This window comes from Massilia sp. YIM B02443 (assembly GCF_030411955.1).
Lineage (GTDB): Bacteria > Pseudomonadota > Gammaproteobacteria > Burkholderiales > Burkholderiaceae_D > Telluria.
Genome location: NZ_JASNRA010000010.1, coordinates 156044 through 168408, shown reverse-complemented (window position 1 = coordinate 168408; position 12365 = coordinate 156044). Strand labels below are relative to the sequence as shown.

At 64.9% G+C, this 12365-nt stretch carries 10 protein-coding genes; 5 read left to right on the top strand and 5 right to left on the bottom strand.

The window, feature by feature from the left end; all coding sequences use genetic code 11:
* Window positions 1-16 precede the first annotated feature (16 nt).
* Window positions 17-1102: a DUF5694 domain-containing protein gene (locus QPK27_RS12670; RefSeq protein ID WP_290418605.1), complete on the top strand. Its 1086-nt coding sequence runs from the start codon at window positions 17-19 to the stop codon at window positions 1100-1102.
* 50 nt (window positions 1103-1152) lie between these two features.
* Here the strand turns inward: QPK27_RS12670 and rapZ are convergent, their stop codons facing one another.
* The 5 genes from rapZ to ilvA form a co-directional block, all read right to left on the bottom strand.
* Window positions 1153-2031 carry an RNase adapter RapZ gene (gene rapZ / locus QPK27_RS12665; protein ID WP_290418604.1) on the bottom strand — a complete coding sequence of 293 codons (879 nt, stop codon included), beginning with the start codon at window positions 2029-2031 and terminating at the stop codon, window positions 1153-1155.
* 87 nt (window positions 2032-2118) lie between these two features.
* Complete coding sequence (hprK, locus tag QPK27_RS12660) at window positions 2119-3054, bottom strand: HPr(Ser) kinase/phosphatase (protein WP_290418603.1); 936 nt, start codon at window positions 3052-3054, stop codon at window positions 2119-2121.
* A gap of 43 nt (window positions 3055-3097) precedes the next feature.
* On the bottom strand, window positions 3098-3580 hold the full coding sequence (locus QPK27_RS12655; protein ID WP_290418602.1) for a PTS sugar transporter subunit IIA: 483 nt from the start codon (window positions 3578-3580) through the stop codon (window positions 3098-3100).
* 365 nt (window positions 3581-3945) lie between these two features.
* Window positions 3946-4773 carry an NADPH-dependent 7-cyano-7-deazaguanine reductase QueF gene (gene queF / locus QPK27_RS12650; RefSeq protein WP_290418601.1) on the bottom strand — a complete coding sequence of 276 codons (828 nt, stop codon included), beginning with the start codon at window positions 4771-4773 and terminating at the stop codon, window positions 3946-3948.
* A 12-nt stretch (window positions 4774-4785) separates the two neighbouring features.
* On the bottom strand, window positions 4786-6324 hold the full coding sequence (gene ilvA / locus QPK27_RS12645) for a threonine ammonia-lyase, biosynthetic (protein ID WP_290418600.1): 1539 nt from the start codon (window positions 6322-6324) through the stop codon (window positions 4786-4788).
* A 182-nt stretch (window positions 6325-6506) separates the two neighbouring features.
* Between ilvA and QPK27_RS12640 the strand changes: the two genes are divergently transcribed.
* The 4 genes from QPK27_RS12640 (at window position 6507) to QPK27_RS12625 (ending at window position 12364) form a co-directional block, all read left to right on the top strand.
* Window positions 6507-7010: a YqaA family protein gene (locus QPK27_RS12640; RefSeq protein ID WP_290418599.1), complete on the top strand. Its 504-nt coding sequence runs from the start codon at window positions 6507-6509 to the stop codon at window positions 7008-7010.
* Between the two features lie 68 nt (window positions 7011-7078).
* Window positions 7079-7702: a flavin reductase family protein gene (locus tag QPK27_RS12635; RefSeq protein WP_290418598.1), complete on the top strand. Its 624-nt coding sequence runs from the start codon at window positions 7079-7081 to the stop codon at window positions 7700-7702.
* A gap of 223 nt (window positions 7703-7925) precedes the next feature.
* Window positions 7926-11939: a DUF3683 domain-containing protein gene (locus QPK27_RS12630; protein WP_290418597.1), complete on the top strand. Its 4014-nt coding sequence runs from the start codon at window positions 7926-7928 to the stop codon at window positions 11937-11939.
* Window positions 11936-12364, top strand: a complete 429-nt coding sequence (locus QPK27_RS12625) for an HIT family protein (RefSeq protein ID WP_290418596.1) — start codon at window positions 11936-11938, stop codon at window positions 12362-12364. Before QPK27_RS12630 ends, QPK27_RS12625 begins: the two co-directional genes overlap by 4 nt.
* Window position 12365: the final 1 nt, after the last annotated feature.

Sequence of the window (12365 nt, the reverse complement as noted above, 5' to 3'; positions counted from 1 at the left end):
GATGAGGACCCGAACGATGCGCTGGATACACTTGCTGGTCTCGATGACCCTGTGCGGCGCCGCGGCGGCGCAGGACTACCGGCCCGATTTCGATCCATCGCGCCTGAAAGGGCCGGTTGCCGGGCCCCTGAGCGAAGTGCTGGTGCTCGGTTCGCCCCATCTGTCGCAATTGCCGAAGGACCTGCAGCCTGCCGCCGTGCGTCCCGCCGCCATACAGTCCGTGATCGACCGCCTGGCGCGCTGGCAGCCGCACGCGATCGCGATCGAGTCGCTGTCCGGCGTGCAATGCGAATTCATGCGCCAGAATCCGCGCCGCTACCGCGACAGCATGGATCCCTATTGCCACGACACCACGGCGGCGCGCACCGCCACCGGGCTCGACGTGATGCAGGCGGCCACCGAGGCCGAAACGATGCTGGCCAGCTGGCCGCAAGCGCCAAGCGCCGTCCAGCGCCGCCGCCTGGCGGCCGTGTTCCTGGCCGGCGGCGAGCGCGGCTCGGCGCTGGTGCAATGGCTGCGCCTGCCGGCCGCCGAACGGCGCACCGGCGACGGACTGGACGCGGCGCTGGTCGCGCAGTTGCAGGCGCTGGAGACGCGTCCCGACGAAAGCCTGATGATCGGCGCGCGCCTGGCCGCGCGGCTCGGCCACGAACGCCTGTTCCCGATGGACGACCATACCGCCGACAGTGCGATGGAAGACCGCAAGGCGTTTGGCGACGCGCTGGCGAAAGCCTGGGACAACCCGGCCACCAAACAGCGCTTCGATGCCGACAAGGTGTCGTACGCGCGGCTCGACAGTCCCGACGGCCTGCTGCAGCTGTATCGCGAGGACAATGCACCTGGCCAAGGCGAACTCATTTTCCGCAGCGACTTCGGCGCCGCCATGAACGAACCGTCGCCGCAGCGCTTCGGCCGCCAGTACCTGCGCTATTGGGAAACGCGCAACCTGCGCATGGCGGCGAACATCCGCGACGCGATGGGCACGCGCCCGGGCGAGCGCATGCTGGTGATCGTCGGCGCCTCGCACAAGGGATACCTGGAAGCCTATCTGCATCAGATGCACGACGTGCGGGTGGTGGATGCGGCGCCGCTGCTGCGCTGAGCCAGCTGATCCGGGAGGGCGAGCCGCGCGGGAGCGCCGCGTGAAACGACTCAGCCAGCCTGATGCTTCGGCTGCTCCCGATGCCGCACGATCACCCGCTCGGATTCGCCGAAATAGGCGCCGAGGCGCTCGGCCATGTACACCGAGCGGTGCTGGCCGCCGGTGCAGCCGACCGCCACCGTCAGGTAGCTGCGGTTGTCGGTCTTGAACGACGGCAGCCACTTGGCGACGAAGCTGCGGATGTCTTCCAGCATCTCGGCCGCGCTCGGCTGGGCGTCGAGGAAGGCGATCACCGGGCCGTCCCTGCCGGTCAGCGGGCGCAGCGCCAGGTCGTAGTACGGGTTCGGGATCGCGCGCACGTCGAACACGAAGTCGGCGTCGAGCGGCACGCCGACCTTGAACGCAAACGATTCGAAGAACAGCGTCAATGGCGCATGCGCCAGTTCGGCCAGTTCCTTGATCCAGGCGCGCAGTTTATTGGCCGACAGTTCCGAGGTGTCGATCACGTGGCCCAGGTTTTCGATCGCCGACAGGCGCTCGCGTTCCTCGGCGATGCATTCGATCAGGGTGCGGCGCGAGGCCGGATTCTCGCCCGGGCGCAGCTCGTGCGACAGCGGGTGGCTGCGCCGGGTTTCCGAGAAGCGCGCCACCAGCGAGTGGGTGCTCGAGGTCAGGAACATCACCTTTACCGCATGCCCGTCCTCGCGCAGGCGGCGCACGCTCACCGGCAGTTCCACCAGCGATTCGGCGCTGCGCGCGTCGACCGCCACCGCGATCTTGCCGGTGCCGGTCTCGTTCACCGTATTGACCAGGGCCGTCAGCAGGCCCGGCGGCAGGTTGTCGACGCAGTAGTAGCCTGCGTCTTCCAGGACGTTCAGGGCAACCGATTTGCCCGAGCCGGAGATACCGGTAATGAGGACGATTTGCATGGTGCGAATGATACCGCAAGCGTTACGTCAAATATACCTTGTGTCGCCTCAACAGCGGGTCGTCATCTGCGACGGAACCGCCAGGTCTTAATCCGAACTCATCGCCTGGCGCTGGCGTTCCATGAATTCCTGCAGCGTGTCGATGCCGCGCAGTTGCAGGATGGTATTGCGCACCGCGGCCTCGAGCAGCACCGCGATGTTGCGGCCGGCCGCCACCGGGATCACGACCTTGCGGATCGGCAAGCCGAGTACGTCCTCGGTCGGGAAGTGGAAGGGCAGGCGCTCGACTTCTTCATCCATGGCGCCGCGCTTGACCAGGTGCACGATCAGCTTCAGGCGCATCTTGCGCCGCACCGCCGTCTCGCCAAAGATCGCCTTGATGTCGAGCAGGCCCAGGCCGCGCACTTCGAGCAGGTTCTGCAGCAGCGGCGGGCAGCGGCCTTCGATCATATTCGGGGCGATGCGCGAGAACTCGACCGCGTCGTCGGCCACCAGGCCGTGCGAGCGCGAGATCAGCTCCAGGCCCAGCTCGCTTTTTCCCAGGCCGGAGTCGCCCGTGATCAAGACGCCGACGCCGAGCACGTCCATGAACACGCCGTGCAGGATGACGCGCTGCGCCAGTTTCTTGGACAGGTAGACGCGCAGGAAGTCGATCACCTGCGCCGCCGGCAGCGGAGTGGAGAACAGCGGAATGTTCTGCTCGTCGCAGATGGCGAGGATGTCGGGCGGGGTTTCCAGGCCTTGTGCAATGATCAGCGCCGGCGGGCCGCCACCGATCAACTCGCCGATCACGTGGGTGCGCGAATTCGACTTCAGACGGTGGTAATAGTTCAGCTCCTGGTGGCCGAACACCTGGATGCGGCCCGGGTGGATCAGGTTCAGGTGGCCGACCTGGTCCGCGGCCGACGCGGCGTCGCCGGCGATCTGGCGTTCGCCGCCGGGGAAACCCGCGAACCAGCCGAGTTGCAGGCTGTCGCGATTGTCGTCGTACAGCCGTTGGATGGTCAGCGGAGTCTGCAGCATGGCGTTGTCGTTGGAAGCGCGGCTTAATTGCCGAGCAGACAGTTTAACCCAGGGCTTGCAGGCTGGGTTGCCAGTTGATGATGCGCTCGTGCACCGACTTCGGATCGGTGTCGTTCGACAAGGCCGTACGCACCGCCTCGTCCGAGAACAGCTCGGCGATCTCGGACAGGATCTCCAGGTGCTGCTGGGTGACGTGGTCCGGGATCAGCAGGAAGAACAGCAGGCTCACCGGTTGGCCGTCGGGCGACTCGAACGGAATCGCTTCCTTCAGGCGCACGAAGGCGGCCAGTGGCGCCTTCAGGCTCTTGCTGCCCTTGATGCGGCCGTGCGGCACGGCCACGCCGTGGCCGAGCCCGGTGGAGCCGAGCCGCTCGCGTGCGAACAGGTTGTCCGACACGGTCGAGCGGGCGATGCCGCAGTTGTTTTCGAAGATCAGTCCGGCCTGCTCGAAAGCGCGTTTCTTGCTCGATACTTCGATGTCGAGCTGCACATTTTCGAGCGAAAGGATTTTGCTAAGATTCGTCATGACATGTGGTGCGATGCACTAGTGGGAGTGCTAGCGAGCACGGATTATAGGCCTGTTTCCGGCCCGAGACACTCGAATTCGCGACAGTTTGCCGTCCTCGCCGGACAGGCTTCCGGCACCCGGCCAAACATGGCAGAAAAGCCAATGATGCTCATCTATTTCGTCACGCAATTTCTAGAATGAATTCGCGGCGCAGGCCTGCGATTGCTTGCCCGGTGGCGAATTCTCCGATTTTTGCACGCACGGTGCTCAAGTTGTGAGCAGGACGGCCAGTATGGCACGGCCCGTTCCGGAACCGCGCGCGGCTGGCTGCTGTCGCCAAAAAGGCACAGCCGCTCAGCCGTATCCTGCCCCGGAACCGATATTTACTGGCGCGCGCCACGCAGGTTGGACGGTTTTTGGGTGCTGAAGTTGGCGCGCCATGGATTGATGTCGAGGCCGCCGCGCCGGGTGTAGCGGGCATACACCGCCAGCTGGCTCGGCTTGCACTGGCGCAGCACGTCCATGAAGATGCGCTCGACACACTGCTCGTGAAACTCGTTGTGTTCGCGGAAGCCGATCAGGTATTTCAGCAAGCCTTCCTGCTCGATCTGCGGGCCGGCGTAGCGGATCTGCACCGTGCCCCAGTCCGGCTGGCCGGTAACCAGGCAGTTCGATTTCAGCAGGTGCGACACCAGGGTTTCCTCGACCGGCGCTTCTTCGTGGCTGGCGCTGAGCAACGCGGGCGAGGGGGTGTACTGGTCGATCTCGACGTCCAGGCGGTCCAGCAGTACGCCGTCCAGTTCGCCCATCTTGAGCCTGGCGTAGTCTTCCGGATGGGTCAGGCTGACGTGGACCGGGGCGCCGAAGCCGTTCGACAGATCGTCGCGCAGCAGCGCCAGCAGGGCGTCGGGGCCGGCCAGGCGGGTCTGGTTGAACGAGTTCAGGTACAGCTTGAAGGACTTCGATTCGACGATGTTCGGCGAATCGGCGGGCGCCGTCACGGTCGCGATCGCGACCTGCGGCTTGCCGCGCATGTTCAGCCACGACAGTTCATACGCGTTCCAGATGTCGACGCCGAAGAACGGCAGCGTGCCGGTCAGGCCGAGCTCGTCGCGCTTTTGCTGGCGCGGGATCGGGAACAGCAGGTCGGGGGCGTACTGGGTCTGGTACGCCGACGATTTGCCGAGAGGGGATTGGTCAGGAGTATTCATCAAAGATGGGGCTTATGCCCCCAAGAATAATTTGTAGACGGGATTGTCGCTCTCGTCCCAGTAGCGGTAACCCAGCGAGGCCAGGAATTGCCGGAATGCTTCCATCTCGGTCTTCGGCACCTGCAGCCCGACCAGGATCCGGCCGACGTCGCCGCCCTGGTTGCGGTAATGGAACAAGGAGATATTCCAGTTCGGCGCCATGCTGTCCAGGAAGCGCATCAAGGCGCCCGGCCGTTCGGGAAACTCGAAACGATACAGCAATTCGTCGTGCGCCAGCTGACTTTTTCCGCCGACCAGGTGGCGGATGTGCAGCTTGGCCAGCTCGTCGTGGGTCAGGTCGACCGTCTTGTAGCCGTGCTGCTCGAAGGTGCGTGCCAGCAGGCCGGATTCGCTGCGGTTGCCCACCTGCACCCCGACGAACACGTGTGCTTCCTGTGCATCGCTGATGCGGTAATTGAATTCGGTAACGTTGCGCGGGCCGACCAGGGCGCAGAAATTGCGGAAACTGCCGCGTTGCTCGGGCACCGTCACCGCGAACACGGCTTCGCGCGATTCGCCCAGTTCGGCGCGCTCGGCCACGAAGCGCAGGCGGTCGAAGTTCATGTTGGCGCCGCAGGCCACCGCGACCAGGGTTTCGCCGCGGATCGGTTCGCGGTTCATCTGCGCGCGTTCGACATAGGCCTTGGCCCCGGCCACGGCCAGTGCGCCGGCCGGCTCGAGGATGCTGCGCGTGTCCTGGAACACGTCCTGGATCGCGGCGCAGATGGCGTCGGTGTCGACCAAGATGATCTCGTCCACCACCTCCTTGGCCACGCGGAAGGTTTCCTCACCCACCAGGCGCACCGCGGTGCCGTCCGAGAACAGGCCGACGTCGGGCAGGGTGACGCGCTCGCCCGCGCGCAGGCTGCGCGCCATGGCGTCCGAGTCGAGCGTCTGGACGCCGATGATGCGGATGTCGGGCCGGATCTGCTTGACGTAGGCGCCGATGCCGGCGATCAGGCCGCCGCCGCCGATGGCGACGAAAATGGCGTGGATCGGGCCCGAGTGCTGACGCAGGATTTCCATGCCGATCGTGCCCTGGCCGGCGATCACGTCCGGATCGTCGAATGGGTGCACAAAGGTCAGGCGCTGCTCTTTTTCCAGCAACAGCGCGTGGTTGTAGGCGTCGGTATACGAATCGCCATGCAACACCACTTCGACGCTGGCGCCGCCGCGCGCCTTGACCGCGTCGATTTTCAGTTGCGGGGTGGTGGTCGGCATCACGACCAGCGCGCGGCAGCCGAGACGGCAGGCAGACAGGGCCACGCCTTGCGCGTGGTTGCCGGCCGAGGCGCAGATCACGCCGCGCTTGAGCTGTTCGGGCGTCAGGTTCGCCATCTTGTTGTAGGCGCCGCGCAGCTTGAAGCTGAACACGCTCTGCATGTCTTCGCGCTTGAAATAAATCCGGTTGCCCATGCGCTGGGACAGGGTCGGGGCGAGGTCGAGCGGGGTTTCCTGGGCGACGTCGTAGACGCGGGCGGTCAGGATTTTTTTGAGGTAGTCGGTAGTCATGGTCGGGATGGAAAAGTCTGGCCAGCAAGGCTGGCAAATCCGGACGACGCATTCCGTTCTGCTCGGGCGGGTGACCGTTGCTTGCAGGCGATACGCAGTGCTGGGTTGCAGCCTGGACGTATCGTGTCGTTACGATAAGGAGGGATCATTATAATGGAGCGATATTACCAACGCTCAAGCTTATGATCGAATCCGCCGTCCAGTGGCTGCTGGACCTCATCGCCGCACCCAGCGTCGGCCTGACCTCCATCTTCATCGTCAGCTTCGTATCCGCCACCTTGTTGCCGCTCGGCTCCGAGCCGGCCGTGTTCGCGGTCATCAAGGCCAATCCCGACATGTTCTGGCCGGCCATCCTGGTCGGCACCCTGGGCAACACGCTGGGCGGCGCGTTCGATTATTTCCTCGGCTACCGCGCCAAGGTGGCGTTCGCCAAGGAACGCCGCAGCCGCTGGTTCGGCTGGCTCAAGCGCTATGGCGCCAAGACCATGCTGCTGTCCTGGTTGCCTGTCGTCGGCGACCCGCTGTGCACGCTGGCCGGCTGGCTGCACCTGCCATTCTGGCCGAGCGTGATGTACATGCTGATCGGCAAGTTCATGCGCTACCTGACCATGACGATCGCGCTGCTGTACATCCCGGACGGCTTCTGGCACCGGCTCGGCGACATGCTCACGAGCATCTTCGGCTAGCGTCCGGCACGGCCTGCGTCTGGCGGTCATAATGGGGCACCATTGATGCAGCTTCAAGGATGCCTCGCATGACCGACTGCCTTCCCGTACCCCTCGACAAGGCCTATCGCCTGATGAACCACGGCCCGACCGTGCTGGTCTCCAGCCGCCATGGCGAAGCCGTCAACGTGATGGCCGCCGCCTGGTCGATGCCGCTCGACTTCCAGCCGCCCAAGGTGGCGGTGGTGCTCGACAAGAGCACGCTGACGCGGCGCATGATCGAAGCCTCGGGCGAATTCGCCCTCAACGTGCCGTCGCGCGAACTGGCGCGCCTGACGCTGCAGGTCGGTTCGACCACCGGCCGCGAAATCGACAAGTTCGCGGCGTTCGGCGCCGGCGCCTGGACTGGCGAGCGGGTCGGCGCGCCGCTGCTGGACGGCTGCCTGGCGTGGCTCGAATGCCGCCTGATTCCCGAGCCCCACATCCAGGAAACCTATGACCTGTTCCTGGGCGAAGTGGTCGCGGCCTGGGCCGATCCGGCGGCGTTCCGCGACGGCCACTGGCAGCTGGAAGAGGGTGGCAACGGGTTGGCTAAAAAGAGTATCCACTACGTGGCCGGTGGCCATTTCTTCGAGATTGGCGACGCCTTCGAAGTCAGTGCCGGCGAGCCGGCCATTGACGCCGGCGACCCGACCACGATCAAGCCCGCCTGACGAGATATGCCGTTCACATGGTAGCGCTGCATAAACGTTGCAAAGGGCGAGTTCAAGGCAAATAAAGTTTGCACTTTATTGTTAGCATAAATATTTTGTTGGGTCAGCGGTAATGGCGGCCCCGGCATTGCCCGAGCGTGGTGCATCGCAATACGCTAGAATGAACATCCTTCGGGCCCGTCCGACTGTTGACTCATCCAGCTGCATCTCCAGCCTGCACCCAATGAACGCACCCGCACACATCCATACCCTGCTCGCCGACAACGCTCCCGCGCGCCTGCGCGAGATCCCCTACAACTACACCTCGTTTTCGGACCGCGAAATCGTGATCCGCCTGCTCGGTGAGTCGTCATGGGAATTGCTCGACAGCCTGCGCGGCGCGCGACAGACCGGCCGCTCGGCGCGCATGCTGTACGAGGTGCTGGGCGACATCTGGGTGGTGCGCCGCAATCCCTATCTGCAGGACGACCTGCTGGACAATCCCAAGCGCCGCGCGGAACTGATCGCGGCCCTGCACCACCGCCTGGCCGAGATCGACAAGCGCCGCACCACGGTCGATGCGCTCGATGCGGCCGACGATCCGGCCATGGTGGCGTCGCGCAGCGCCGCCGTCGAGCAGCTGCTGGCGGCCGCACGGCGCGCGGTGGACGACTTCGGCCGCGAGTTCGCCGATACCTACGACCTGCGCAAGCGCGCCCAGAAGGTGCTGGGCGCCTACACCGACAAGCGCAACATCCGCTTCGACGGCATGCACCGCACCTCGCACGTGACCGACGCCACCGATTGGCGCGTCGAGTATCCGTTCCTGGTCGTGATTCCGGACAGCGAAGACGAGATGGCCGGCCTGGTGAAAGGCTGCATCGAACTCGGCCTGACCATCATCCCGCGCGGCGGCGGCACCGGTTACACCGGCGGCGCGATTCCGCTTACGCCGATGTCGGCCGTGATCAACACCGAAAAGCTGATCGGCATCGGCGAGGTCGAGATGACCGCGCTGCCGGGCGTCGAGCGCGAATACGCCACCATCCACACCTACGCCGGCGTGGTCACCCAGCGCGTGTCGCAGGCGGCCGAGAAGGCCGGCTTCGTGTTCGCGGTCGACCCGACCTCGGCGCACGCGTCCTGCGTGGGCGGCAACATCGCCATGAACGCGGGCGGCAAGAAGGCCGTGTTGTGGGGCACCGCGCTCGACAACCTGGCCTCGTGGCGCATGGTCGACCCGAACGGCGACTGGCTCGACGTCACCCGCATTGGCCACAACCTGGGCAAGATCCACGATGCGCCGACCGCCGAATTCCTGCTGGAATGGACCCATCCGTCGCCGAAGGGCGCGCCGAAAGGCGCACCGTTCCGCACCGAGACCTTGACCATCGAGGGCAAGCGCTTCCGCAAGGAAGGCCTGGGCAAGGACGTCACCGACAAATTCCTGTCCGGCCTGCCGGGCATCCAGAAGGAAGGCACCGACGGCCTGATCACGTCGAGCCGCTGGATCCTGCACAAGATGCCGAAGTACACGCGCACCGTGGCCCTCGAATTCTTCGGCCAGGCGCGCGACGCGATTCCGTCGATCGTCGAGATCAAGGATTACCTGGACAGCCTGCCGAAGAACGGCGACCCGGCCTTTGCCACGCTGCGCCTGGCCGGCCTGGAGCACCTGGATGAACGCTACCTGCGCGCGGTCGGCTACGCCACCAAATCCAAGCGCGGCGTGCTGCCGAAGATGGCGCTGTTCGGCGACATCGTCGGCGACGACGAAAACGCGGTGGCGCTGGCCGCCTCGGAAGTGGTGCGCCTGGCGAATACCCGCGTCGGCGAAGGTTTTGTCGCTGTCAGCCCGGAAGCGCGCAAGAAGTTCTGGCTCGACCGCGCCCGCACCGCGGCCATCGCGCGCCACACCAACGCCTTCAAGATCAACGAAGACGTGGTGATCCCATTGAACCGCATGGGCGAGTACACCGACGGCATCGAGCGCATCAACGTCGAGCTGTCGATCAAGAACAAGCTGCAATTAGTGGACCAGCTGGCGGCGTATCTCGCCAGCGATCACCTGCCGCTCGAGAAGAGCGACGACGCCAGCGGCGACGGCGTCGACCGCGACGAGATCATGGGCGAGCGCCCGCTGCAGGCGCGCGCGCTGGTCGACCTGGTCGGCAAGCGCTGGGGCTTCATCCTGGCCAATCTGGACATGCCGTTGAACGACGCGCGCGCCCAACTGGAATCGTTCGGGCTCGATCACCTGGGCGCGGCGCTGGAGCAGCGCCTGATCGTGCAACCGGATGCGCGCCTGTTCGACGTTGTGCAGGACCATACCGTGCGCGTGTCGTGGAAGCAGGAGCTGCGCGCGCCGCTGCGCCAGATCTTCAACGGCGCCGCCTACAAGTGCATCCTCGACGAGTGCACCGCGATCCACCAGCGCGTGCTGCGTTCGCGCGTGTTCGTCGCCCTGCACATGCACGCCGGCGACGGCAATGTGCACACCAACCTGCCGGTGAACTCGGACGACTACCCGATGCTACAGGACGCCCATAAAGCGGTCGAGCGCATCATGGCGCTGGCCCGTTCGCTGGACGGCGTGATTTCGGGCGAACACGGCATCGGCATCACCAAGCTCGAATTCCTGATGGATGAAGAGATCCAGGACTTCCGCGACTACAAGGTGCGCGTCGATCCGGAGGGGCGCTTCAACAAGGGCAAGCTGCTCAATCTCGAAGGCGCGCACGCCGACCTGCGCAACGCCTACACGCCGTCGTTCGGCCTGATGGGCCACGAGTCCCTGATCATGCAGCAGAGCGACATCGGCGAGATCGCCAATAGCATCAAGGACTGCCTGCGCTGCGGTAAGTGCAAACCGGTGTGCACCACCCACGTGCCGGGCGCGAACCTGCTGTATTCACCGCGCGACAAGATCCTCGCGACGTCCGCCCTGATCGAAGCCTTCCTGTACGAAGAGCAGACCCGGCGCGGCGTGTCGATCCGGCACTGGGAAGAGTTCGAGGACGTGTCCGACCACTGCACCGTGTGCCACAAGTGCGTCACGCCCTGTCCGGTGAACATCGACTTCGGCGACGTGTCGATGAACATGCGTAACCTGCTGCGCAAGATGGACAAGCGCAGCTTCAAGCCGGCCAACCGCGCCGCCATGTTCTTCCTCAACGCGACCGATCCGACCACCATCAACGCCACGCGCCAGGCGATGGTCGGCCTGGGCTTCAAGGCGCAGCGCCTGGGCAACCGCATGCTGAAGGGATTGACCAAGCCGCAAACGTCGGCGCCGCCGCCGACCACCGGCAAGGCGCCGATCCGCGAGCAGGTGATCCACTTCGTCAACAAGAAAATGCCGGGCAACCTGCCGAAGAAGACGGCGCGCGCGCTGCTCGACATCGAGGACGACAAGGTGATTCCGATCATTCGCAATCCGAAGAAGACCACGGCCGACACCGAAGCCGTGTTCTACTTCCCGGGCTGCGGCTCCGAGCGCCTGTTCTCGCAGGTCGGCCTGGCCACCCAGGCGATGCTGTGGGAAGTGGGCGTGCAGACCGTGCTGCCGCCAGGCTATTTGTGCTGCGGATACCCCCAAAGGGGCGCCGGCCAGTACGACAAGGCCGACAAGATGATGACGGATAACCGCGTGCTGTTCCACCGCATGGCCAACACGCTCAACTACCTCGACATCAAGACCGTGCTGGTCTCGTGCGGCACCTGCTACGACCAGTTGGCGACATATGAATTCGAGAAGATCTTCCCGGGCTGCCGCATCATGGACATCCACGAGTACCTGCTCGAAAAGGGCGTCAAGCTGGAAGGCGTGAACGGTACCCGCTACATGTACCACGACCCTTGCCACACGCCGATGAAGATGCAGGATTCGCTCAAGACCGTGAACGCGCTGGTGGCGACGATTGATAACGTCAAGATCGAGAAGAACGACCGCTGCTGCGGCGAGTCGGGCACCTTCGCCGTGACCCGTCCGGACATCGCGACCCAGGTCCGCTCGCGCAAGGAAGGCGAGATGGAGAAGGGCGCCGATAAACTGCGCGCCGACGGCTTCAAGGGTGACGTCAAGATCCTGACCAGCTGCCCATCGTGCCTGCAGGGCCTGTCGCGCTACAACGACGACGCCGGCACCACCGCCGACTACATCGTGGTCGAGATCGCGAAGCACCTGCTGGGCGAAGACTGGCTGCCGGATTACGTCAAGCGTGCCAACAACGGTGGCATCGAAAGGGTGCTGGTATGACTTTGCGAGAACCAGGCTGCGAGCTGTGCGCGCTGTCGGTGCCGGTTGCCTGGGCCGGCGACAAGTTCAGTGTCATCGTGGTCGATGATGCCAGCTATCCCGGCTTTTGCCGTGTGATCTGGCGCGACCACGTGCGCGAGATGAGCGACCTGTCGCAGCAAGACCGGCTGCTGCTGAACGAGGCCGTGTTCAAGGTCGAAGAGGCGGTGCGCGAAGTCATGCAGCCGCTGAAGGTCAACGTGGCCAGCCTGGGCAACGTGGTGCCGCACCTGCACTGGCACGTGATTCCGCGTTATGCGGACGATGCGCATTTCCCGGCGCCGGTGTGGGCGCAGGCGGTGCGCTCGACCGACCCTGATATCCTGGCGGCGCGCCGCGCGCTGTCGAACCAACTTGGCGCCGCGATTGCGCGCCGCTTTAACTGAT